The organism is Streptomyces sp. NPDC012508, from assembly GCF_042902595.1.
GTDB lineage: Bacteria > Actinomycetota > Actinomycetes > Streptomycetales > Streptomycetaceae > Streptomyces.
Window position 1 is genome coordinate 192,497 of record NZ_JBIBEO010000010.1, and the last position, 22,479, is coordinate 214,975.

At 73.9% G+C, this 22,479-nt stretch carries 16 protein-coding genes and 2 pseudogenes; 11 read left to right on the top strand and 7 right to left on the bottom strand.

What is annotated here, in order from left to right:
- Nucleotides 1-34: 34 nt before the first annotated feature.
- Nucleotides 35-3,088 (top strand): alpha-mannosidase, encoded by a 3,054-nt coding sequence (locus tag ACFY8U_RS30980; RefSeq protein ID WP_389575548.1) that lies wholly within the window; start codon nucleotides 35-37, stop codon nucleotides 3,086-3,088.
- Here ACFY8U_RS30980 and ACFY8U_RS30985 read toward each other — a convergent pair.
- The 3 genes and pseudogenes from ACFY8U_RS30985 to ACFY8U_RS30995 form a co-directional block, all read right to left on the bottom strand.
- Nucleotides 3,079-4,392 (bottom strand): annotated as a pseudogene (locus ACFY8U_RS30985) (MFS transporter); the annotation flags it as partial. The gene ACFY8U_RS30980 and the pseudogene ACFY8U_RS30985 overlap by 10 nt on opposite strands.
- 90 nt (nucleotides 4,393-4,482) lie before the next feature.
- Nucleotides 4,483-4,842 (bottom strand): metalloregulator ArsR/SmtB family transcription factor, encoded by a 360-nt coding sequence (locus ACFY8U_RS30990; protein ID WP_361437920.1) that lies wholly within the window; start codon nucleotides 4,840-4,842, stop codon nucleotides 4,483-4,485.
- A gap of 90 nt (nucleotides 4,843-4,932) precedes the next feature.
- Nucleotides 4,933-5,154, bottom strand: coding sequence for a hypothetical protein (locus ACFY8U_RS30995; RefSeq protein ID WP_260227397.1), 222 nt, complete (start codon nucleotides 5,152-5,154; stop codon nucleotides 4,933-4,935).
- Nucleotides 5,155-5,442: 288 nt separating this feature from the next.
- Between ACFY8U_RS30995 and ACFY8U_RS31000 the strand changes: the two genes are divergently transcribed.
- Nucleotides 5,443-6,315, top strand: a complete 873-nt coding sequence (locus ACFY8U_RS31000; protein ID WP_389575549.1) for an ABC transporter ATP-binding protein — start codon at nucleotides 5,443-5,445, stop codon at nucleotides 6,313-6,315.
- A 33-nt stretch (nucleotides 6,316-6,348) separates the two neighbouring features.
- Here the strand turns inward: ACFY8U_RS31000 and ACFY8U_RS31005 are convergent, their stop codons facing one another.
- Both ACFY8U_RS31005 and ACFY8U_RS31010 read right to left on the bottom strand, forming a co-directional pair.
- Complete coding sequence (locus ACFY8U_RS31005) at nucleotides 6,349-6,732, bottom strand: VOC family protein (RefSeq protein WP_361767690.1); 384 nt, start codon at nucleotides 6,730-6,732, stop codon at nucleotides 6,349-6,351.
- Between the two features lie 277 nt (nucleotides 6,733-7,009).
- Nucleotides 7,010-10,243, bottom strand: coding sequence for a BTAD domain-containing putative transcriptional regulator (locus tag ACFY8U_RS31010; RefSeq protein WP_389575550.1), 3,234 nt, complete (start codon nucleotides 10,241-10,243; stop codon nucleotides 7,010-7,012).
- A 188-nt stretch (nucleotides 10,244-10,431) separates the two neighbouring features.
- Between ACFY8U_RS31010 and ACFY8U_RS31015 the strand changes: the two genes are divergently transcribed.
- Entirely contained in the window at nucleotides 10,432-11,142 is a 711-nt protein-coding gene (locus ACFY8U_RS31015) for a DUF6338 family protein (protein ID WP_389575551.1), read from the top strand.
- Nucleotides 11,117-11,305 carry a hypothetical protein gene (locus tag ACFY8U_RS31020; protein ID WP_389575552.1) on the top strand — a complete coding sequence of 63 codons (189 nt, stop codon included), beginning with the start codon at nucleotides 11,117-11,119 and terminating at the stop codon, nucleotides 11,303-11,305. The genes ACFY8U_RS31015 and ACFY8U_RS31020 overlap by 26 nt, the downstream gene beginning before the upstream one ends.
- A 109-nt stretch (nucleotides 11,306-11,414) precedes the next feature.
- On the opposite strand, the gene ACFY8U_RS31025 is transcribed toward ACFY8U_RS31020, so the two are convergent.
- Nucleotides 11,415-15,920: a CHAT domain-containing protein gene (locus tag ACFY8U_RS31025; RefSeq protein WP_389575553.1), complete on the bottom strand. Its 4,506-nt coding sequence runs from the start codon at nucleotides 15,918-15,920 to the stop codon at nucleotides 11,415-11,417.
- A gap of 25 nt (nucleotides 15,921-15,945) precedes the next feature.
- Here ACFY8U_RS31025 and ACFY8U_RS31030 point away from each other — a divergent pair, with 25 nt between their 5' ends.
- From ACFY8U_RS31030 to ACFY8U_RS31055, 6 genes and pseudogenes are all read left to right on the top strand, one after another.
- Complete coding sequence (locus tag ACFY8U_RS31030; protein ID WP_389575554.1) at nucleotides 15,946-16,164, top strand: hypothetical protein; 219 nt, start codon at nucleotides 15,946-15,948, stop codon at nucleotides 16,162-16,164.
- A 451-nt stretch (nucleotides 16,165-16,615) separates the two neighbouring features.
- Entirely contained in the window at nucleotides 16,616-17,251 is a 636-nt protein-coding gene (locus tag ACFY8U_RS31035) for a metal ABC transporter ATP-binding protein (protein WP_389575555.1), read from the top strand.
- A pseudogene (locus ACFY8U_RS31040) lies at nucleotides 17,248-17,388 on the top strand (metal ABC transporter permease); the annotation flags it as partial. The gene ACFY8U_RS31035 and the pseudogene ACFY8U_RS31040, both read left to right, overlap by 4 nt.
- A gap of 137 nt (nucleotides 17,389-17,525) precedes the next feature.
- Nucleotides 17,526-17,930, top strand: coding sequence for a GntR family transcriptional regulator (locus ACFY8U_RS31045; protein ID WP_389575556.1), 405 nt, complete (start codon nucleotides 17,526-17,528; stop codon nucleotides 17,928-17,930).
- The gene (locus tag ACFY8U_RS31050; protein ID WP_389575557.1) at nucleotides 17,927-18,823 is read left to right on the top strand and encodes an ABC transporter ATP-binding protein; all 897 of its coding nucleotides are present in this window, start codon (nucleotides 17,927-17,929) and stop codon (nucleotides 18,821-18,823) included. Before ACFY8U_RS31045 ends, ACFY8U_RS31050 begins: the two co-directional genes overlap by 4 nt.
- Nucleotides 18,820-19,830 (top strand): transporter, encoded by a 1,011-nt coding sequence (locus ACFY8U_RS31055; RefSeq protein WP_389575558.1) that lies wholly within the window; start codon nucleotides 18,820-18,822, stop codon nucleotides 19,828-19,830. The genes ACFY8U_RS31050 and ACFY8U_RS31055 overlap by 4 nt, the downstream gene beginning before the upstream one ends.
- Nucleotides 19,831-19,965: 135 nt before the next feature.
- Here ACFY8U_RS31055 and ACFY8U_RS31060 read toward each other — a convergent pair whose 3' ends face one another.
- Complete coding sequence (locus tag ACFY8U_RS31060; RefSeq protein ID WP_361597841.1) at nucleotides 19,966-20,661, bottom strand: helix-turn-helix domain-containing protein; 696 nt, start codon at nucleotides 20,659-20,661, stop codon at nucleotides 19,966-19,968.
- Nucleotides 20,662-20,763: 102 nt separating this feature from the next.
- On the opposite strand from ACFY8U_RS31060, the gene ACFY8U_RS31065 reads away from it, so the two are divergent.
- A complete protein-coding gene (locus ACFY8U_RS31065; protein WP_389575559.1) occupies nucleotides 20,764-22,398 on the top strand; it encodes an amidohydrolase in 1,635 nt (544 codons plus the stop codon).
- Nucleotides 22,399-22,479 lie beyond the last annotated feature (81 nt).

Below are 22,479 nucleotides of genomic sequence, written 5' to 3' on the forward strand. Positions count from 1 at the left end.
CGACCACCCTCTCTTACGTGATGGAGCGACTGGCATGCATGACGACCGCACCCTGATCGAGTCCCGTCTCAAGCGCGTCCTGGAGGAGCGCATCCGTCCGGCGATCCATCCGGAGTCGGTGCCCCTGGAGGTGGGGATCTGGACCGCGCCCGACGAACCGGTGCCGGTGGCCGAGGGGATCGCCGCGCCGCGTACCCCGATCGCGGCGGGCGACACCTGGGGAGCCCCCTGGGGCACGAGCTGGCTCACGGTCTCCGGGGAGGTTCCGGAGGCATGGGCGGGCCGGACGGTTGAGGCCCTGATCGACCTCGGCTTCGACGCCAACATGCCCGGCTTCCAGTGCGAGGGGCTGGTCTACCTGCCCGACGGGTCACCGGTGAAGGGCCTCAACCCGCGCAACCAGTGGGTGCGGATCGCCGCTCCCGCGGTCGGGGGCGAGACGGTGCTGCTGCATGTGGAGGCCGCGTCCAATCCGGTGATCCTGGACTACCACCCCTTCCTGCCGACCGAGCTCGGCGCGAAGGAGACGGCGGGCGACAAGCCGCAGTACCGGCTGGCCCGGATGGACCTGGCGGTCTTCGACGAGACCGTGTGGCAGCTGGTGATCGACCTGGAGGTGCTCGGCGAGCTGATGGCGGAGCTGCCGGTGGAGGGCGCCCGGCGCTGGGAGATCCTGCGGGCCGTGGAGAGCGCGCTGGACGCGGTCGACCTCCAGGACGTCAACGGTACCGCCGAGGCGGCCCGTTCACGCCTCGCCGAGGCCCTGGCCTCGCCGGCCGAGCCGTCGGCGCACCGGATCAGCGCGGTGGGGCATGCCCATATCGACTCGGCCTGGCTGTGGCCGCTGCGCGAGACGGTCCGCAAGGTGGCCAGGACGACGGCCAACATGACGGCGCTCCTGGAGGACGAGCCGGACTTCGTCTACACGATGTCGCAGGCCCAGCAGTACGCGTGGATCAAGGAGCACCGTCCGGAGGTCTACGCGCGGGTGAAGAAGGCGGTCTCGGAGGGCCGCTTCGTACCCGCCGGGGGCATGTGGGTGGAGTCCGACACGAACATGCCGGGCTCGGAGGCGATGGCCCGTCAGTTCGTGCACGGCAAGCGGTTCTTCCTGGAGGAGTTCGGCGTCGAGAACGAGGAGGCGTGGCTGCCCGACACGTTCGGCTTCGCGGGCGGGCTGCCGCAGATCATCAAGGCCGCCGGGTCGAAGTGGCTGCTGACGCAGAAGATCTCCTGGAGCCAGGTCAACTCGTTCCCGCACCACACGTTCTGGTGGGAGGGCATCGACGGGACGCGGATCTTCACCCACTTCCCCCCGATCGACACGTACAACTGCTCGATGCGGGGCAAGGAGATCGCCCACGCCGTCCGCAACTTCAAGGACAAGGGCCGGGCCCGGCACTCGATCGCGCCGACCGGCTGGGGCGACGGCGGTGGCGGGACGACCCGCGAGATGGTCGCGAAGGCGGCCCGGATGCGGGATCTGGAGGGTTCGGCGCGGGTGCGCTGGGAGCGGCCGGCGGAGTTCTTCGCGAAGGCCGAGGCGGAGTATCCGCACGCGCCCGTCTGGGTGGGCGAGTTGTATCTGGAGCTGCACCGGGCGACGTTGACGAGCCAGGCGCGGACCAAGCAGGGCAACCGGGCGAGCGAGAACCTGCTGCGCGAGGCCGAGCTGTGGTCGGCCACGGCCTCCGTGCGGTCCGGAGTTCCTTATCCGTACGAGGAGTTGGACCGGATCTGGAAGACGGTGCTGCTGCACCAGTTCCACGACATCCTGCCCGGTTCCTCGATCGCGTGGGTGCACCGCGAGGCGGAGCGGACGTACGCGGCGGTCGCCGAGGAGCTGAACGGGATCATCGGCCGTGCGCAGCGGGCGCTCGCCGGTGATCCGTCGGCGGGCGGCGAGACGGTCTTCAACGCGGCCCCGCACGAGCGCGCCGGCGTGCCGGCGGGCGGGGCGCGGGTCGTCACGGGTGCGCCGCGCGGTTGCACCGCTCAGGAGCGGCCCGGCGGCGGGTTCGTCCTGGACAACGGGCTGCTGCGGGTGACGGTGGACGGGCGCGGCCTGGTGGTGTCGGTGCTCGATCTGGCGGCAGCACGGGAGACGCTGGCCCCGGGGGCGGCCGGCAATCTCCTCCAGATCCACCCCGACTTCCCGAACATGTGGGACGCCTGGGATGTCGACGAGTTCTACCGCAACACCGTGACGGATCTGACCGGGGCGGACGAGGTGACGCTCGCCGCCGAGAGCGCGGGTTCCGTGTCCGTCCGGGTGACGCGGACGTTCGGGGCCTCGCGCGCGGTGCAGACGCTGACGCTCGCTGCGGGCGCGAGGCGGCTCGACCTGGAGACCGAGGTCGACTGGCACGAGACGGAGAAGTTCCTCAAGGCGGCCTTCCCGCTCGACCTCCACACCGATCGGTACGCGGCGGAGACCCAGTTCGGCCACCTGTACCGGCCGACGCACACCAACACCAGCTGGGAGGCGGCCAAGTTCGAGGCGTGCAACCACCGCTTCGTCCACTTCGAGGAACCCGGCTGGGGCGTCGCCCTGGTCACGGCGTCGACGTACGGGCACGACGTGACCCGTACCGTACGGCCCGAGGACGGCGGCACGACGACGACCGTACGGATGTCTCTGCTGCGTGCCCCGCGCTTCCCCGATCCGCACACGGACCAGGGGGTGCACCGGTTCCGCCACGCGCTGGTGCCGGGCGCCTCCGTCGGGGACGCGGTGCGCGAGGGGTACCGGGTCAATCTTCCGGAGCGCCGGGTCCCCGGGGACGCGGCGGTCGTCCCGCTGGTCACCCTGGACGACGACGCCGTCGTGGTGAGCGCCGTGAAACTGGCCGACGACCGCGGCGGGGATGTGGTGGTGCGGGTCTACGAGTCCCGGGGCGGTCGGGCGCGGGCGCGCCTGAGCACCGACTTCGTCTGGGAGGGGGTGACGGTGTGCGATCTGCTGGAGCGGCCGCTCGCCGACGTGCCGCCGGGGACCGCGCGCGGGGAGGACGGGGCCGTGGAGCTGGCCCTGCGCCCCTTCGAGCTGGTCACGCTGCGCTTCACGGGGGCCGGCCACCGCGGGTGAAGGGCGTCGATACGGAAGTCGTGCACGTGGCGCCGCCCCGAGCCGGCCAGGTGCGGATGGTCGGTGGCCAGCTCGGGGTGGCGGTGCTCCAGCTCGTGCGGGTCCATGCGCGGCCAGAGCCGTAGGGCGGCGACGGCCGCGAGCAGGGCGAGGAGGCCCAGCGCGCCGGCGGCGGCCGCGTGGCCGGCGCGCGCGGCTGTCCACCCGGCCAGGGGGTAGGCGAGGAGCCAGCAGCCGTGGGCGAGGGAGAACCTGGCGGCGAAGACGGCGGGCAGGTCCGCGCTGCCCGCCGAGCGCCTCAGCAGCCGCCCGCCGGGCGTCAGTACGGCCGAGGTGGCGGCCCCCAGCAGGAGCCAGGCGATGAGCAGGGCGGGCCAGGACCACGGCCTGGGGCCCGCCGCCAGGCCGGCCGGGAGGAGGGCCAGGATCCCGGCCGTCACGAAGCCGGCGGGGAGCATCAGGGCGCGGTCGCCGGCCCGGTCCAGGACACGGGGCAGCAGCAGCGCCGCGGCCATCGAGCCCGCTCCGTACGCCCCGAGGGCGAACGTGACGTCGCCGACGGGGCGGCCGAGGACCTCGCGGACCAGGACGACGGTGTTGACGATGACCATCGCGCCGCCGGCGGCGACGACCAGATCGAGCGCGAGGAGGGCGCGCAGGCGCGGGGTCGCCAGGACGAGCCGGATGCCGAAGGCGGCCCTGGCGTACGCGCCGCCGGTCCGCTCCGCCGGTGCGGGGGTGGGCAGGAGGACGGAGGCGACGAGGGCGCCTGAGGCGAGGAAGCCCGCGGCGGTGCCGGTGAAGAGCAGGCCGGACGGGACGAGGACGAGCAGGGCGGCGGCCAGCGCGGGGCTGAACAGGTTCTCCAGGTCGTAGGCGAGGCGCGAGAGCGAGAGGGCGCGGGTGTAGTCGCGCTCGTCGGGCAGGATGTCGGGGATCGTCGCCTGGAAGGTCGGGGTGAAGGCGGCGGAGGCTGCCTGGAGCAGCAGGATCAGGACGTAGACCTGCCAGACCTGGGTGACGAAGGGCAGGGCGAGGGCGGCCGCCGCGCGCGTGAGGTCCATGGCGACCAGCAGCGCGCGCCGGGGTATCCGGTCGGCGAACGCGCTGATCCATGGGGCGATGCCGACGTAGGCGATCATCTTGATCGCGAGCGCCGTTCCGAGGACGGCGGAGGCGTCGGCGCCCGCGAGGTCGTACGCGAGGAGGCTCAGCGCGACGGTGGCGAGGCCGGTACCGGCGAGGGCGACGACCTGGGCGGTGAAGAGGCGACGGTAGGTGCGGTGACGCAGCACGGACAGCATGAGGCCCGCCCTCGTTCGGCTCCGGGGGTCGTGACCACGGTAGCGGACATGTGCATAGGTGCGCACATGACAGAGGGTGGAGCGATCGGTTCAGTCGTGCCAGGGTTCCCCGGTCACCTGGTGGTCGGCGTGGTTGATCGCCTCGACGACAAGACGCCGCATATGGCCGTCCGGGAGCGTGTACACCACCCGCCGGCCGTCCTTCCGGTGCTGGACGAGCCCGCCGAGCCGCAGTTTCGCCAGATGCTGGCTCACCGCCGGCCGCGCCGCGCCACAGGCCTCCGCGAGGGCGGTGACGTCCGACTCACCACGCGACAGCAGCCACACCAGATGCAGCCGGGTCGGGTCCGCGAGGAGCGCGAACACCCCCGCCGCCGCGGCGAGCTCAGGGGCGCCGGGAGTGCGCTGATGCACCACGCTCGCAGGTGAGGATCCCTCGCGTTCTGCCATGGGGTCATCGTAGGCACGGCCACGGGAACGGAAGCCGCCCCGGCGCGATGTACGCCGGGGCGGGTCCCGTGAAGGCTGTTCGGAGCTCTGTCAGAGCTTGTGCATGCCCTTGTAGGGGCTGAGGACTCGGACCTGGGTGGCCCCGAAGTCGACGAGCAGTGCACCCGTCGGCTCCGTGCCGATGATCTTCCCGAGGCCGTGACGATCGTGGGAGACGCGGTCACCGACGGCGAACTCCTTGATCACGGGATCGACGGGAGCCGCGAAGGGGCTGGTGGACAGGTGGCGCCGGGGCGCGGATCGGTTCGTCATCGTCCAGCCAGTATGCCGTGCGGGAGGGCGGGGGCACAGACGCGCACGCCCCCGGGATGCGCGGGCGGCCGTCGGCGACGGCCGCGCGCCGGTGACCGTTCACGCCAACGAGCGGACGGATTATCGGTGTTGGCCGGTTCCCGGGGTTCGGCGTGCCGGGCGGGTCCGTCTCGGCACATGTCATGATCCCGCCGGGCGTACGGCTCGTGCGGCTGTCACCCCGCGATCAGCGTGCTGTCAGCGGGGCCGTACACCGTGTGACGCGTCCGTCGAGCACGAGGAGAGACGATGACGCACGCCATCCGGGCCGAAGGGCTGGTCAAGAGGTACGGAGGCGCGGCCGCGCTGGACGGCGTCGGCCTGGAGGTGGGGGCCGGCGAGGTGGTGGGCCTGCTGGGCCCGAACGGGGCGGGCAAGAGCACGGTCGTCCGGATCCTGTCCGCACTCGACCGGCCCGACGCCGGCCGGGTCACGGTCTGCGGGCATGACGTCGTACGGGAGGGGGAGCGGGTCCGCGAGCTGCTCGCGGCGGCAGAGGGACCTCCAGGCGCGTGGCCGGGGAGGCTCCTCGCTCGCTTCGGGCTCACCGCCGCCGCCGGACGTCCGGTCGCCGCGCTCTCCGACGGCGAGCGGCGCGGCCTCGATCTGGTGGCGCGACTGTCCGACGGGCCGCGGGTGCTGATCCTGGACGAACCGGACAGGGGCCTCGACGTCCGGGCGCGGCGGGCGCTCCGGGACGCCGTCAGGCGGCTCGCGGCGGAGGGAACGGCCGTGCTGCTCACGACAGAACACCCGGACGAAGCGGACGGCTTGGCCGACCGGGTCGCTCTGCTCGACCGCGGCCGGGTCGTCGCGGAGGGACGGCCGGATGAGGTCACGCGACGGACCGGGGAGGCGTCGCTGCGGGTACGGCCCAGCCTGGCGGGGGACGGGGACGCCGTCTCCCGGATCCTGACGGAGCTGACCGGCGCCCGCCCGTCGCACGACCGCGACACGGGCACCCTGTCCGTCCCGGCCGCCGACCCGATGCTCCTGTCCGCACTCGTACGACGCCTGGAACGCGCCGGCATCGGCACCGAGACCCTGGGGCTGCACCAGCCGACCCTGGAGGACGCCGTCGGCGCACTCACGTACCGGCCCACCGCGCACCGGGTGGGGTGATCCTCGGCGGGAGAGGAGGCGCGCGGCCGTGTGTCAGAGGGGCTTGATCCGGGCGTGCAGGAGGCAGAATTCGTTGCCCTCGGGATCGGCCAGGACGTGCCAGTTCTCGGTGCCGTCCTGGCCGACGTCGGCGGGCTCGGCGCCGAGCGCGAGCAGCCGTTCCAGCTCGGCGTCCTGGTCGCGGTCGGTGGCGTTGACGTCGAAGTGCAGTCGGAGTTTCCCGGTACGCGGGGCGGTGCTGGGGCTCAGGATGAGGGTGGGCTGCGGCCCGCCGAAGCCGGCGTCGGGCGGCCCGATCTCGATGCTTCCGTCGTCCTCCCGGGCGAGTTCGACATAGCCGAGGACCTCGCTCCAGAACGCGGCGAGCCGGTCGGGGTCTGCGCAGTCGATGATGAGCTCACTGATGCGGCATGCCATGCCCGTCAGTGTAGGGAGCGGGATCCCGTCCGTGGCGGGATTACGGGCCGGGGTGACGGCCGGGGCGGGACGGCCTGGGCGGGGCTTCCGGGCCGGCGCCGGACGGCCGGGGGTGTGCGAGCGGGGGGTACGACGGCCGGGGCGGGATGTGCGGGCGGGGGTATGACGGCCGGGGCGGGTTGTGCGGGGCCGGGGCAGGACGCCCGGGCCGGGGGCGTCCGGCGCGGCCCGGCGCGGGGCAGGACGCCTGGGCCGGGGAGTCCGGGGCGGCCGGCCGTCACGTGCTCTCCGCGCCCTCCCCCGTCAGCAGCGCCAGCGCCTCCTCTCGCGGCAGGGTCGCGCCGCGGTCGTAGGCCTCGGCGTACCCGGCCTCGCCGAGCGTCGTCGACAGGTCGGCGGTCAGTCTCCGCAGCTCCGGGGCGCCGAAGTCGAACGCGCCGCGGATCGCCCGCGTCGTGCCGAGGGCCGTCGCCGCACCCACCGGATCGCCCTCCAGGGCGAGCAGCAGCGCGCGCTGCTCCGCGACCCACGTCATCCCGTCGCTGTCGCCCCGCGCGACATAGCCGCGCACCGCCCTGGGCAGCAGGGCCCGGGCCTCCTCGGACGCTCCCCCGGCGATCAGATTCGCCATCCTGCCCGCGGTGATGATGTCCCGGCTCGTCTGCTCGGGGTACGGAAGCCGGTGCACGAGGGCCTCCATACGGTCCAGGGCCTCGTCGGCTCGGTCCAGCTCGCCGGCGGCACGGTGCGCGTAGGCGAGTTGGATCAGGAGACCGGCCTCCATCCGCCGGAGGCCGCGTTCCCGGGCCTGCCGCAGGGCCGCGTCCACGTCACGCAGGGCGCCCTCGTGGTCGCCGGACCGCGACCGCTCCTGCGAGAGACGGAACTTGGTCCAGGTGAGATGCTCCTCCGTGCCCAGTTCGGAGCTGATCGCCACGGCCCGTTCGAAGACCACGAGGGCGGGGCCGTGATCGCCTCGCAGCGAGTGGTCCCGGCCGAGCGGGAGCAGGCTCATCAGCAGCCCCCAGCGGTCGCCGACCTCCTCGAAGCCGCGCAGCGCCGCGGCCCGCGCCTCGGCTCCGCTCTCCAGGTCCCCCTGCTCGGTGAGGACGAAGTCATGGGCCCAGTAGGCGCTGGCCCGGACCCAGGGGTCCGGGGAGCGCAGGGACTGCCGGAGCCCCCGCTCCCTCTGATCCGCGTCGCCCGCCAGCTGGGACATCCGCAGCAGCGGAAGCGCCGGATGGAAGCCGAGCACCTCGGCCGTGTCGACATCCTTCTCGGCGTCTTCCTCGCCGTCCTTCTCGCCGTCCTTCTCGCCGTCCTTCTCGCCGTCCTTCTCGGCCGGGGAGACGTCGTCCCGCTCGGCGTCCGGGGCGCCCGCGGCGCTGCGTACGAGACCGAAGGCGATCCGCGCCTCGTCGGGCAGCGCGTCGCCGAGCTCCAGGACCGCCCCGAGATAGGTCTCGAACTGAGTGCTCATCCCCCGGATCCCCCAGTACCAGAACATCGCCCGGACGAACCGGGCCGCCCTCGGCGCGTCCCGTGCGTCGAGCACCGACCGCAGCGCGACCACCATGTTCTCGTGCTCGGCGTCGAAGACCGCGATAGCGCGGAGCTGTTCGCCGGTGCGCAGCAGGGGCTCGAGCTCCTCGGCCAGGGCCAGGAAGTGGTCCGCGAACGGGAGGGAGACGTCGTCCCCGGACTGGAGGAGCCGGTCAGCCGCGAAGGCGCGTACGGTCTCCAGCATCCGGTACCGGGGTTCGCCCGCGCCGGAGGAGGTCACGAGGGACTTCTCGACGAGGGCGCCGAGTACGTACACCACGTCCTCCGCGGGCAGGGTGTCGTCGACGCAGACACCCTCCAGGGAGGCGACGGTCGCGCCGCCCGGGAAGGCCGACAGCCGCCGCGCCAGGACCCGTTCGGGCTCGTCGAGAAGGTCCCAGCTCCACTCGACGAGCGCGAGGAGGGTGCGCTGGCGGGGCAGCGCGGTGCGGCTTCCCGACGTGAGGAGGCGGAATCGGTCGTCGAGGCGGCGCGCGATCTGGTCCACGCTCATCGAGCGCAGTTTGGCCGCGGCGAGTTCGAGGGCGAGCGGCATGCCGTCGAGGCGGCGGCAGATCTCGACGGCGGCGGCCGTCGTGGTGTCGTCGAGGGTGAAGTCGGGGCGGACAGCGACGGCCCGGTCGACGAAGAGCCGTACGGCGGCCGAGTCGCCCGCCTCGGCCGGCTCGTGGGAGGGGGCGGGGAGTTCCAGCGGGCCGAGCGGGCAGAGCGCCTCGCCCGTGAGGGCGAGGGCCTCACGGCTGGTGGCGAGGATCCTCAACCGTGGCAGCCGGTCGAGGAGTTCCTCGGCGAGCTCGGCCGCGGCCTCGACGAGATGTTCGCAGTTGTCGAGGACGAGGACGGCCTCGCCGCCGTCGAAGAGCTCGGCCAGCCGGTCGACCGGCGTCGTACGCGGGGCCTGCGCGCCGTCGTAGATGCGTCCGTCCTTGGAGCTGAGCGCGCCGAGCACGGCGTCGGCCAGCTGGTCCCCGGGACTCACACCGGCCAGCGGCGCGAACCAGACCCTGCCGCGCTCGTAGGCCCGGTGCCGGGTAGCGGCCTCCAGGGAGAGCCGGGTCTTGCCGGCGCCGCCGAAGCCGACGACGGTGACCAGCCGGGAGGAGGCCAGCAGATCGGCGACCCGGTCCAGTTCGCGGTCCCTGCCGACGAAGCTCGTCAGGCGCGCCGGGAGACGGCTCGGTGCCGCGGCCTCGGGACGATGGGCCGGCGTGATCAACTCGCCGCGGAGGAGCGCCATATGGATGTCCTGGAGCTCGGCGGACGGGTCGACGCCGAGTTCCTCGCCGAGTCGCCCGCGCGTCTCCTCGTACACGGCGAGCGCGTCGGACTGGCGGCCCGCCGCGGACAGCGCCTTCATCCGCAGACCGGCGAGGCGCTCGCTCAACGGGCGTTCGGCCCCCGCCGCTTCGAGGTCCGTGAGGACCTCGGCGTACCGCCCCAGACGCAGTGCGGCGTCGAAGCGGTCCTCGGCCGCGGCGGCCCGCACGTCGTCGAGACGGGTGGCGACGGTACGGGCGAAGGGGGCATCGAGGACGTCGGCGAGCGCCGGACCTCGCCACAGCCCGAGGGCCGCGCCGAGCAGCGAGGCCGCCTCGTCGGCGCGCCCGGCCGCCAGCTCCCGCCTGCCGCGCGCCGCCAACTCCGCGAAGCGGTGGGCGTCCACGTCCTCGTCGCGTACCGACAGGCGGTATCCGCCGGCCACCGACTCCAGCGTGGCGACGCCCCGCAGGGCCTTGCGCAGCCGGGACACCAGCGCCTGGAGGGCGTTGCCCACCTCGGCCGGTGAGTCGGCGCCCCACAGTCCGTCGACGAGCGTGTCCACGAGGACGGGCCGCCCGCCCTCCAGCGCGAGCCTGGCCAGCAGCATGCGCAGCCGGACTCCCCCGATGTCGACCGACGACGCGTCGTCGGCCATGGCCTCGACCGGACCGAGCAGGACGATCTTCACGACGGCAGCCTCCCCCAGGCGCAGCGAACCGCGTCATCCTATCGATCATGTGTTCCCGGGCGCCCCTCGTTCCCGCACCCCCTTCACGTCTGCCGGGCTCCTGGCCTGGATTGACATGTCGCCGCGCGGATCACCGACGTACGGTGTGAGCCGGGCACTTCGTGACGCGGGGGACGGGAGAGGGAGCGATGGTTCCGGGGACGGTGCAGCAGCTGACGATCCTGCTGATCCTGGTGCTGCCCGGGGTCTTCTACCAGGCCGTACGGGAGCATCTGCGCGGGGCCGTCGCGGCGGAGCAGGAGCCGCAGAACCGGATCGTGCGCGCCATCGCGGCGGGGGCCCTGCTGGACGCCGTGTACGCGGTGGCCGCGGGCCCGTGGCTGGTGCGGCTGCTCTCCGGGGAGGGCCAGGGGCCGGTCGCCGGGGTGCTCGCGCGCCCCCGGGAGGCGGGCCTCGCGGCGCTCCTTCTGGTGATCGTGGTGCCGTCGGGGATCGCCTGGGCGGAGGCGGTACGGGACCGGCGGCGACGGCGGGCGCGCTACGAGCCGACACCCACGGCCTGGGACGCGCTCTTCCGCGACCGCGGGTCCTGCTTCGTCCGGGCACGGCTCAAGAACGGTCTGTGGGTGGGTGGTTGGCTGGGATCCCGGTCGGCGGTGTCGGCCTATCCGCAGCCGGGTGACGTCTACCTCCAGTCCCAGTACCGGATGGCGCCCGACGGCCGGTTCCTCGGGAAGGTCCCCGACACCGGCGGGGTCTATCTGCGGGCCGCCGACATCGACGTACTGGAAGTGCTGCTGCGGCCGTCGGCTCCGCCGGTCGCGCCCGCGCAGCGACAGGAACAGGATCAGGATCAGGAGGAGGGATCAGGAGATGACACAGCAACACAGCGAGTCTGACGACCGGGAGTGGGAGGACCTGATCGCCGAGCTCTCGGAGGTCCGCCGGACGTACCGGCCGGTCGACGACATGGCTGAGCCGGACGACGTGCCTCAGGCGCCCTCGGGCACGGCGGTGGACACGACGATGGGCGACGGGGCGACGGCCCGCCCACAGGACTGAGCGGCTGCGTCGTTCCCCGTCCGTCGGGGGCCACGGTGCCGGCCGGCCCCCGTCGGGAGCCACGGTGTCGAGGTCCCTCGTCAGGAGCCACGGTGTCGGCCGGCCGCCGTCACGGGCCGGTGTGGATGTGCGCGGCCCACAGGTGCGGGGCGCGGGCGAGGCGCCGGCGCAGCTCGCGGACCGGGCGGTGCAGCGCCGTCGCCGGATCGATCGGGCGGCCCCGCCCGAGGTCGTCCTTGAGAGCCGTGTACACCTCCTCCGTCAGCCGGGCCGCCACCTTGTCCGCGACGGGCCACAGCGTGCCGATCACATGTGCGTACCCGGCCAGTTGGAACGAGGCGGACAGCTGCACCGACTCGTCGGGCAGCGTGAAGCCGCCCTGGGAGGTCGAGCAGGCCGACAGGACGGCGAGGACCGCCTCGCGAGGGCGCTGCTCGGCGGCGTCACGGGCGGTGAGCCGTCCGTCGTGGAGGATCAGACCGCTCTCGGACGGCCTGTCCGGCTCGCTGACCCCGTGACAGCTGAAGTGCACCCACGGATGGGCGGGCAGTGCCTGGCGGACCGCTTCGACGGTGGCGTCGGAGCCCGCGAGCTCGACGTGCGCCGGGAACAGTGCGCGCAGCAGCTCGGCCTCCTGGGAGGCACCGGGCAGGGACGGCGCGCCGGGGGTGTCGGCGAGGGTGACGATCAGCGGCGAGGGCAGGCCCATGGCAGCGCTCGCGGGCGCGTGCCGGGCGCGGTCCAGGGCGCGCAGCGTCGGGGTGTACGAGGAGACGACCCGGTCCATGACGCTCTCGCCGGAGCCGGAGCCGGACCGGGATCCGGAGTCCGGGCGGCCCGCCGCGTGGAGGGGCAGCAACGCCAGCCATCCGGTGGGGCACCACCACAGCCGGGTCCACGACGCGTCGTCGGGCGGGGGGGTGCGCAGGCCGAGGCGGGCGAGGACGGGTTCCGCGACGGCGGTCCACAGCCACTCCAGGATCTCCGACAGCGTCCCCATCGCGGTGAAGGCCCGTCGGGCCCCCTGGTCTCCGTACGCGTGGTCGACGGCCGTGAGGAACTCCGTGGCCCTGTTGAGGACGTCGACCGGCGTGAGCGCGGGCAGCGCGACGACCTCGATGCCCCGGTCGGCGGTGACGAGGAGCGCGTCGGAGCGGTACTGGCTGACGTTGACCACGACGACCGGTCCCCCGGACGCGGCGCCGAGCAGCTCGGTCACGCGCGGCGCGGTCAGAAAGCCTTCGAGGCCGGGGAGTCGGCGGATCCGGTCGAGGAGGTCGTCCCAGGTACGGGCGAGGGCGTGCCGTGACTCGGCAAGAAGCCCGGCCTCGTCCCCGGCGACGCCCATGGGGTCGGCCGGTCCGAGACCGGTGGGCGACGCCGGGCGCGGCGGCCCGGCGCTCAGGGAGTCCCGGACCCGCTCGAACTCGGCGGCCAGGGCGGGGTCGGCCGCACGCAGCCGGGTGAGGTCGCCGCGCGACTCCACGCCCTGGGCGAGCAGCACCCCACGCCCCTGTTCGAGGAGCGTGAGCGCCGTCTCCGGGTCGCCCAGCCGCAGCGCGAGCGCGGCGGCGTCGGAGGCGAGGCCGGTGCCGGCGACCAGCCGGTCCTCCTGGTCGGCACGTTCGAGACCCCGCGGGGCGAGGCGGGGCAGCAGGCCGACGGCGTACGTGTACCCGGCGAGCGCCTCGGTGTCCCGACCGACGGCCGCTGCCGCCTCGCCCCAGGTACGTGCGGCCAGCAGGCGCTTGGCCAGGGAGGCGACGGGGCTCTGGGCGGCCTGCCGGGCGAGGCGGACGGCCTCGGCGAGGTCCGGCGGGTCGACGCTCTCAGGACCGGCTGTGACATCACCCCTGGCCGGGCCCGGCGCCTGGAGCCCGCCCGCTCCGCCGTGGGGCCGGTCCGCGGCGAGGCGGGCGCGGGCCAACTGGGTCCGGGCCAGCACCCATTGCACATGGGCCTCGTGGTGGTGGCCCCGGGGCAGACGGTCGAGTGCCTCCCGGGCGGCGCTCGCCCCGCGGGCGAGCACGGGCTCGAGCGCGGGATCGGCGGGGTCCTCGGCCACCTCCGCGGTGATCATGCTCGCGCCGGCCAGGTTGATCAGGGCCACGGTCCTTCGTGGGTGGAGGTCGTCGAGGCCGGCGACGGCCTCCTCCAGGACGCGCCTCGCCTCCGCGAGCAGCTCCGGGTCCGTGGGGTCGCCCGGGCCGCCGAGTGCGGTGCGGTGGAGCAGGACGCCGAGGTTGACGCGCGCGATGTCCCTGCCGTGCCGCTCCCCGTGTTCGAGGGTGGTCGCCTCGCGCAGCAGCCCCGCCGCCTCGTCGGCGGCGGTCCTGTCGTGCGTGGCCTCGTACCGGATCCGTAGCGCCTCGGCCAGGTTGGAGAGGTGGGCGGCGCGCTCGAAGGAGTTCGGCGGGCTCTGCCGGACCGCGCGCCGCAGGACGTCCACGCCCTCGTCGAGCCATCTGCGGTCGCCGGTGAGGCGGGAGCGTCGGACGAGCGCGAGGCCCAGGTTCGTGAGAACCCCCGAGCGTCCCCTGTGGTCGGCGGGGACGACGGCCGCGGCCTCCCGCAGGACGCCGATCGCGGTGCCCATGAGCGTGTCGTCGGCGGTGTCGGCGGCCCGGCCGCACAGGGCTGTGCCGTAACTGGTGAGGAGGGCGTGGCGCTCGCCGGGATCGTGCGGGCTCGCGAGCGCCGCGCGGTACTGGTCCAGGGCCTCGTCTCGCAGGTCTTCGTCGTAGGTGCGCAGGTGGAGTTCGGCGAGGACGTTGGCGAGGCCGGAGCGGGCGCGCGACTCGGACGTGTGCCGGGTGCCGCTTCCGTACGAGTCGGTGCGGGGCGCGCCGCTCTCCTCCGCCACGGCCACGGCCTTGCGGTGCCAGTCGACGGCCTCTTCGAGCGGGGCGCCGTCGCCGGTGAAGCGGGAGAGGGAGCGCAGGGCGGCGCCCAGACGGGAGAAGTTCTCACCTCTGCCGGGCGAGGCGGGTCCCGAGGTCCGTACCGCCTCGCGCAGCACCTCGACGGCTTCCCGGACGAGGCCGACGTCCGAGCGGATCTGGGCGAGGTCCTCGAGCGCGTCGCCCAGGTTGCCGAGGCGGTGTGCGCGGTAGTGGTCGCCCGGTGCGGTCGCGGCGACGGCGTCCCGGTGTGCGCGCACGCCCTCGGCCAGCAGCTCCTCGTCGGCGGTCAGGGCGCCGAGGCCGACCAGGGCGACGCCGAGGTTCGAGCAGCTCACCGCCCTGTCGTGCCCGCCGGTACCCGGCGCGGCCGCCACGGCCAGGCGCAGGACCCGTACGGCCTCGGTGTATCCGCCGGGATCCCGCGTCGTGGTGGCGCGCTCCAGGTGGACGCCGCCGAGGTCGGACAGATACTCCGAGCGTCGCGGATCGTCCTCGCCCAGGAGGTCGAGGGCCCGGTGGATCAGGGCGATGCCCTCGCTCCGCTTCTCCTCGGCGCGCGGGCCGTGGGTGCTCTCCGGCGCGGTCCGGCCGGTGAAGCGCCAGGCGAGCGCGTGCCCGAGGGCGTACGTCACTCCCGCCGTGTCGCCGTCCGTCGCCTCCGTGAGGGTGAGGCACTCCCGGTACGTCCGCTCGGCCTCCGCCGCGGCCGCTTCGGCGGTCTCCCCCGCGCCGTCGCCCAACGCGTTCAAGGTCCTGGCCAGTTCGAGCAGGACGCGGGCGCGATCGGCCGACCGCGGCGGGGCGTCCGCCGCGAGCCGGCGCAGCAGGGCGAGCGGTTCGGCGAGGGCGTCGGACGCGCCGCCGAGGGCGTGGGCGTGGATGCGCAGCAGGGCGGCGAGTTCCAGGGCCCGGCCCATGTGGTGCTGGTCGCCGGCCCCGGTGGCGTCCAGCGCGCTCCGGGCGTGTCCGATCGCGGCCTCCAGGTCGGCCAGGACGCCGGTCTCGACGTACCGGGAGCGCAGGACCTCGGCCAGGACGTACTGGGCGTGGGTGTGGGCCGGGTGGCCGGGCGGGGCCGTGGTCAGGGCGTCACGGGCGGCGCTGTGGGCGTCGTCGAGGGTGGTGGGGTTCCGGGTGTTGACCGTACGGCCGTTGAGGGCGTGGGCGAGGTTGGCGAGGTAGAGGGAGCTCTCGACGGGGTTGTCCGCCACGGCGGCGGCGCGTCGGCAGGTGGCGATTCCCTCGTCGTGGAGCGCGGTGCGGTCCTGCCCGCCGGGAGTGCCTCCGGGCGCCATCGAGAGGGTGACGAGTGCCATCCCGAGATCGTTCAGGTGCGCGGCGGGCGGCGGCTGGTCCGGGCTCGCGGCGGTGGAGCGGCGCAGGGCGTCGACGGCCTCGAGGAGGAGAGCGGGCTCGTGGAGCTGTGTCGCGGCGGTGAGGAGAGCGGTGCCGAGCAGGGCGAGGTGCAGGGCGTGGTGCGGATCGCCCGGCCGGCTCCCGCGCACCGTCCGGCGCAGCACGTCGACGCTCTCCCGCGCGACGGCCGGGTCCGCCGTGGCATCGGCGGCGTGCTTGAGGACGAGCCCCAGGTTGCCTTCTCTGCGGGCCTGTTCGACACGCTCTCCGGGTGCGGCGGCCACGGCGGCGCGGCTGTGCCTGACCGCTTCGGCGAGGATGTCGGGTCCGCCGCCGTCCCGGAATCCGTACAGCATCGTCAGGCCGAGGTCGGACAGGCAGGTGCCCTGTTCGGCGCTGCCGTCGGGGGAACCCGGCGACGGCGTGGCGCAGCAGGGCGGCCGCGGCGGGCAGCGGGCCGGGGTGGCGGTGCAGGGTGTAGAAGGCGAGGATTCCGGCGCCCGCCTGGTAGGCGTCGCCGGGGTCGGCGTCGGCTCCGGCGGGCTCGCCCGCGAGGAGCGCCAGCACCGGGCTGAGGACGGGCGGTACATGAGCGGGTGAGGCGCGGTGGACGTCGAGGAAGCAGAGGACCGCGGAGCCGAGGGCCGCCATGTCCGCCGCCTCGCCCGCGACATGACGGCACCAGTCGTAGTACCCGATCGCGTTGACGGCGACGAGCAGGACGTTCCCGTCCGGCAGGGTCCCCGCCCGGCGTATGTCGTCGGCGGCCGTGGCGGCCTCGTCGGTCAGGAACCAGCGCAGCGCGTCGGGGTCGTGGTCGACCCGTAAGACGCGGTCCATCATCCGCTGAGCCGTCTCTTCGACGTTCATCTCCGGTCGCCACTCCCCGCTCGGCGTTCTCTCCCCTGTGGGGTCAACGTAGCCCAGGGGAAGGGGGGTTCCCCGGGCGGGATCCGACGTCCCCGGAACCCGCGGGCGGACGTCGGGAACCGGACGGCCCCGCCGTCCGACTACCCGGGCGGGCTCCACACGGACCACGGAAGGGCAGGGGATGGGCGGGCTTGACGTACACATGCGGAGGGTCGCCTGCCGTCATGGCCGGGTCGAGGCCGTGGCGGGCGTGGACCTGGAGATCGCGGCGGGTGAGCGGGTCGCGCTGACCGGAACCAACGGGTCGGGGAAGTCGACCCTGTTGCGGGCGGTCCTGGGGCTGCACCGACAGGTGAGCGGCTCGATCCGCGTGGGCGGGCGCGGCGCCGCGTCGCCGGCGGAGTGGGCCTGGCGGCGCAGGGCCTGTGCCTGGATCCCGCAGAAGCCCGCGGCCGGCCGGTTCCCGCTGCTCGCCGGCGAGTTGCTGGAAAGCGGCGGGGCGGAGGAGGAGGCCGTCGAGGCGGCCGGCCGGCTGGGGGTCGCGGAGTTGCGGCATCGGCCGCTGCACACCCTCTCCGGTGGACAGTTGCAGCGTATGTACCTCGCGCGGGCGATGGGCTGTGTGGCCGCGGGCGCGCAGGTGCTGCTCGCGGACGAGCCCACCGCCGCCCTCGACTTCGAGGGCCAGGACGAGACCGCGGACGCGCTGACGTCCCTGCCGGTCACGCTGGTCGTGGTGACCCACGACCGGGCGCTCGCCGAACGGTGCGACCGGGTCCTGGAGATGGCCGCCGGACGCCTGCGGGAGGTCCGGTGATCCTCGCTGCCGACGTGGGCGAACTGCTTCAACTGCTGCCGGTGCAGCGCGCCGGGTTCGCACTGCTGCTCGCCGCCGTCGGGCTGCCGGTGGTGGGGGTGGTGATCGTCGGGCTCGCTCGCGGCCCGCCGTCTTTCCCCCCCGGCGGCCCCGCGGCCTCGCGCCCCAGAGGCCGAGCGAGGTCTGGCGCGCCAACCATGCGCGGCCGGCGCCGCGGTGCATGGCCTTGCCACATGGCCGATGTAGAAGGCTATAGTGCTAGGCAACTAGATAAATGGAGGAACCGGTGATTGAGTTCCACCTGAACAGCCGGTCCGGTCTGTCTCCGTACCAGCAGCTGGTCCAGCAGGTGCGGCATGCCCTGCGCCTGGGCCTGCTGGAGGAGGGCGACCGTCTGCCGACGGTCAAGGACGTGGCCAAGCAGATGGCGGTCAACCCGAACACGGTGCTCAAGGCCTACCGGGAGCTGGAGCACGACGGCCTGGTGGCCGCCCGTCCCGGCGTCGGGACGTTCGTGACCCGGACGCTGGCCGACGGCACGCTCGCCGCGCACGGACCGCTGCGCAAGGACCTGCAGCGCTGGCTGACCAAGGCCCGCCTGGCCGGACTCGACGACGAGAGCATCGAGGCGCTGTTCATGACCACGTTCCGCAACGCCGCCGGAGAGGACGTAGCGTGAGTGCTGTCCTGCGAGCCCAGGGCCTGGGCAAGAGGTACAGGCAGCGCTGGGCGCTGCAGAACTGCGACCTGGACGTCCCCGCCGGCCGGGTGGTCGGCCTGGTGGGCCCCAACGGTGCCGGCAAGTCGACCTTGTTGAACCTGGCCTCCGGCATGCTCACCCCGACAGCAGGCTCCATCGAGGTGTGCGGTGGCCGTCCTGCCGAGGGCGTGGAACAGCTCGCCAAGGTCGGATTCGTCGCCCAGGGCACCCCGACCTACGCCGCGCTGAGCGTCGCCGACCACCTCGACCTCGGCAGGCGCCTCAACCGGAACTGGGACGACGGCCTGGCCCGCGACCGGATCCGTCACCTCGGTCTGGACCCCAAGCAGCGGGCCGGCAAGCTGTCCGGCGGCCAGCGCGCGCAGCTCGCTCTCACCCTGGGCGTCGCCAAGCGCCCGGAACTGCTCATCCTGGACGAGCCGGTGGCGGCCCTGGACCCGCTCGCCCGACGGGAGTTCATGCAGGACCTGATGGAGGCCGTCGCCGAGCACGAGCTGAGCGTCGTGCTCTCCTCCCACCTGGTCTCCGACGTGGAGCGGTCCTGCGACTACGTCATCGTCCTGGTCGACTCCCGGGTGCAGGTGGCAGGCGACATCGACGACCTGCTCGCCTCCCACCACCGGCTCACCGGGCCGCGCCGGGACCCGGACACGCTGCCGGCCGGTGTGCACGTGATCACCGCCGGCCACACCGAGCGGCAGACCACTCTCCTGGTGCGCACCGACGCCGCGGTCCACGACCCGTCCTGGACCGTCGGCCAGCTCGGCCTGGAGGACATCGTCCTGGCCTACATGACCCGGCCCGCCGACGCGGTTCGTGACACCCGACCCGCGCTGGAGGTACTCCGATGATCTGGCTGACCTGGCGCCAGTTCCGCACCCAGGCCGCCGTGGTGTTCGCCGCGGTGGCCGCCCTCGCCGCGGCCCTCGCGGTCACCGGCCCGCAGCTGGCCGACCTCTACCGAGCCGCCGGCAGCAGCCTGGTGGACCAGGTCTCCAGTTCGGACCAGACCCTCTACTACGCCGGACTGATCGTCGTACTCGCCGTCCCGGCGGTCATCGGGATGTTCTGGGGCGCCCCGCTGATCTCCCGTGAACTGGAGACCGGCACCCACTACCTCGCGTGGAACCAGGGCGTCACCCGCACGCGCTGGCTGGCGACCAAACTGGGCCTCGGTGCGGCGGCCGCCATGGCCGCTGCCGGACTGACCAGCCTCGCGGTGAGCTGGTGGAGCAGCCCCATCGACCGGGCCGTCGACGGCGGGGGCGCGACGGACACGTACTTCCCGCGGCTCGACCCCGTGGCCTTCGCCGCACGGGGTGTCGTCCCCATGTCCCATGCCGCCTTCGCCTTCGTCCTGGGGGTGGCCCTTGGCCTCCTCGCCCGCCGTACCCTGCCCGCGATGGCCACCACGTTCGCCCTCTACACCGCGGTCCAGATCGTCGTGCCGGTGTGGATCCGGCCCCACCTGGCCGCCACGGACCGGACCACTGTGCCGATCGAGCCCGGCGGCGCCCCGATCAGCGTCCAGGACGGCGCCCGGCAGATCGTCGCGCACCTCGAAGAAGTGCCCGGTGCCTGGGTCACCTCCCAACAGACGCTGAACGCCGCCGGTCAGCCGGCCCTCGTGCCGCCGTCCTTCGGCGACTGCCTGAAGACCGAGTCGGGCCCGCCCACCATGCAGCAGGTCGAAGGCTGCGTCGCCGACCTCGGCGCCCAGGGCTACCAGCAGCAGGTGACGTACCAGCCCGCCGGCAACTTCTGGGCCCTCCAATGGGCCGAGACGGGGCTCTACCTCGGTCTCGCCCTGGCCCTGGCCGGGTTCTGCGCCTGGTGGATCCGACGCCGCCTGACCTGACGGACGCCGGTCCCGGTACGGGAGCAGCCGCGAGGGGCAGCCGGATCTCGGCTGCCCCTCGCGGCGTCGGGCAGCCGGGTCTCGGCTGCCCGACGCGGCGTCGCCGCAGCTTGAGAGAGCTGCGCGCGGCCCCGGCTACGGCAGCCGGGCCGCCGCCGCGTCCAGCATCAGGTCCAGGGCGAAGGGATACCCGCTGTCGCGCATGTCGGCGGCGAGGAGCGGGAACGTCGCCGCGATGTTCGGATGGGTCTCCGGCGGCAGTTTGCCGTACGAGGCGCGCCACACCTCCTCGTCCGCCACGCGCGCCGGCTCCGGCAGGGCGAGCGCGGCGGCGTCCAGGGCCGCGAAGGCGAGGGCCTGGTCGACGAAGGCGTGGTAGAGCGGTACGGCCGTGGTGTCGGGGAAGCCGGCCCGGCGCAGGATGCCGAGGATCTTCTCCACCGCCGCCGTCTCATGGGCGCGGCCGGTCGTCCGGTGGGCGGCGAGCAGCGCCACCTGCGGGTTGGCCAGATACACCGCGTGGATCCTCAGCCCCATGTCGCGCAGGTCCGCCCGCCAGTCGCCGGTCGCCTGCCAGCCTTCCTGCGCGCGCCCGACGAATTCGTCGGCCAGGGCGAGCAGCAGGTCGTCGGTGTTGCGGAAGTAGCGGTAGAGCGAGCTGGGGTCGGACCCGAGGGCGGCGCCGAGCCGCCGCACGGACAGGGCGTCCGCGCCGTGCTCGCCGACGAGCCGCAGCGCGGTCTCGATGATCAGCCGTTCCGAGAGAACGGCGCCTTGCTTGGTGGGCCTGCGCCGCCGCCGCAGGCCTTCCGGAACCACTCGCTCGACCATGCGGGCACCTTATGACAACACCATTGACGTGTAAACGGCTCGCCCAGTTCCATGTGCCTTCACCAGGCACCCCTTCTTCTCTCCCGTTCTGGAGCGTCCCCCATGACCAAGGCCGATCTGGTCTTCACCCAGGGCCCCGTCCACACCGGCGATCCCGCCCGCACCCGGGCGAGCAGTCTCGCCGTCACCGGAGAGCGCATCACCGCCGTCGGTCATGACGAGGTGCGCGAGCTCATCGGGCCGGGCACCGAAGTCGTCGACCTGCGGGGGAAGTTGCTTCTGCCCGGCTTCCAGGACGCGCATGTCCACGCCGTCTTCGCCGGGACGGAGCTGGCCGAGTGCGATCTGACCGGCACGGTCGGCGTCGAGGACTATCTGACCCGGATCCGGGCGTACGCCGAGGCGCACCCGGACCGCCCGTGGATCACCGGCGGCGGCTGGTCGATGGAGAGCTTCGAGGGCGGCGTGCCGACCCGGCAGCTGCTCGACTCGGTGGTCCCCGACCGGCCGGTCTATCTGGTCAACCGCGACCACCACGGCGCCTGGGCGAACACCCGCGCCCTCGAACAGGCCGGGCTCACCCGGGAGACCCCCGACCCCGTCGACGGCCGGATCGAGCGCGAGCCGGACGGCACCCCGAGCGGCACCCTGCAGGAGGGCGCAACCGGCCTGGTCTCCCGGCTCGTCCCGCCGAGCACCGCCGCCGACCGGCTCGCCGGGCTGCTGCGCGCACAGAAGCTGCTTCACTCGCTCGGCATCACCGGCTGGCAGGACGCCATGCTGGGGGTGTACGGCGGCCACCCGGATCCCTCGGACGCCTACGTCACGGCCGCCCGCGCCGGGACGCTCACCGCTCGGGTCACCGGGGCGCTGTGGTGGGACCGCGAGCGGGGAGCGGAGCAGATCGACGAACTCGTCGCCCGCCGCCGGGAGTTGTCGTACGGGCGGTTCCGGGCCGGCTCGGTGAAGATCATGCAGGACGGTGTCGCCGAGAACTTCACGGCCGCGATGACGACTCCGTATCTCGACGGTTGCGGCTGCGCCACCGCCAACTCGGGGCTCAGCTTCGTCGACCCGGTGGCGCTGCGCTCCTACGTGACCCGGCTCGACGCCCTGGACTTCCAGGTGCACTTCCACGCGCTCGGCGACCGCGCGGTACGGGAGGCCCTCGACGCCGTCGAGGCCGCGATCGAGGCCAACGGCCGGCGCGGCAACCGGCACCACCTGGCCCATCTGCAGGTGGTCCACCCCGACGACCTGGACCGGTTCGCCCGCCTGGGGGCCGTCGCCAACATCCAGCCGCTGTGGGCCGCGCACGAACCGCAGATGGACGAGTTGACGATCCCGTTCCTCGGGCCCGAACGAGCCGCCTGGCAGTACCCGTTCGGCTCCCTGCTGCGTGCCGGGGCCACCCTGGCGGCGGGCAGCGACTGGCCCGTCTCCAGCCCCGACCCGATCGCGGGCATCCATGTCGCGGTGAACCGGAAGGAGCCCGGCACGGCCGACGAGCGGGTCTTCCTGCCGGAGCAGCGCCTCGATCCGGCCACCGCCGTCGCCGCGTACACCGCCGGTTCCGCGCATGTGAACGGGCTCGACGAGACCGGCACGCTGCGCTCGGGCATGCTCGCCGACCTCGTGGTCCTCGACCGCGACATCTTCACCGCGCCGCCGGAGGAGATCGCCGAGGCGCGGGTCCTGAGCACGTACGTCGGCGGCACGCCAGTGCACACGGCCTGACGCCACCCCGCCGCGGCCGCCGGCCCGGCGCGCCTCACCCCACGCCCCCCACGCCGCGCCACCACCCCCACGCTGCCTCAC

What these genes read in the sequence shown, in the direction of transcription:
- ACFY8U_RS31045 (WP_389575556.1), top strand. Translation starts at nt 17,526, where the DNA reads ATGGAGGAACCGGTGATTGAGTTCCACCTGAACAGCCGGTCCGGTCTG.
- ACFY8U_RS30995 (WP_260227397.1), bottom strand. Translation starts at nt 5,154, where the DNA reads ATGACGAACCGATCCGCGCCCCGGCGCCACCTGTCCACCAGCCCCTTC.
- ACFY8U_RS31015 (WP_389575551.1), top strand. Translation starts at nt 10,432, where the DNA reads ATGGTTCCGGGGACGGTGCAGCAGCTGACGATCCTGCTGATCCTGGTG.
- ACFY8U_RS31060 (WP_361597841.1), bottom strand. Translation starts at nt 20,661, where the DNA reads ATGGTCGAGCGAGTGGTTCCGGAAGGCCTGCGGCGGCGGCGCAGGCCC.
- ACFY8U_RS31035 (WP_389575555.1), top strand. Translation starts at nt 16,616, where the DNA reads ATGGGCGGGCTTGACGTACACATGCGGAGGGTCGCCTGCCGTCATGGC.
- ACFY8U_RS31065 (WP_389575559.1), top strand. Translation starts at nt 20,764, where the DNA reads ATGACCAAGGCCGATCTGGTCTTCACCCAGGGCCCCGTCCACACCGGC.
- ACFY8U_RS31005 (WP_361767690.1), bottom strand. Translation starts at nt 6,732, where the DNA reads ATGGCATGCCGCATCAGTGAGCTCATCATCGACTGCGCAGACCCCGAC.
- ACFY8U_RS30990 (WP_361437920.1), bottom strand. Translation starts at nt 4,842, where the DNA reads ATGGCAGAACGCGAGGGATCCTCACCTGCGAGCGTGGTGCATCAGCGC.
- ACFY8U_RS31055 (WP_389575558.1), top strand. Translation starts at nt 18,820, where the DNA reads ATGATCTGGCTGACCTGGCGCCAGTTCCGCACCCAGGCCGCCGTGGTG.
- ACFY8U_RS30980 (WP_389575548.1), top strand. Translation starts at nt 35, where the DNA reads ATGCATGACGACCGCACCCTGATCGAGTCCCGTCTCAAGCGCGTCCTG.
- ACFY8U_RS31000 (WP_389575549.1), top strand. Translation starts at nt 5,443, where the DNA reads ATGACGCACGCCATCCGGGCCGAAGGGCTGGTCAAGAGGTACGGAGGC.
- ACFY8U_RS31020 (WP_389575552.1), top strand. Translation starts at nt 11,117, where the DNA reads ATGACACAGCAACACAGCGAGTCTGACGACCGGGAGTGGGAGGACCTG.
- ACFY8U_RS31025 (WP_389575553.1), bottom strand. Translation starts at nt 15,920, where the DNA reads ATGCTGTACGGATTCCGGGACGGCGGCGGACCCGACATCCTCGCCGAA.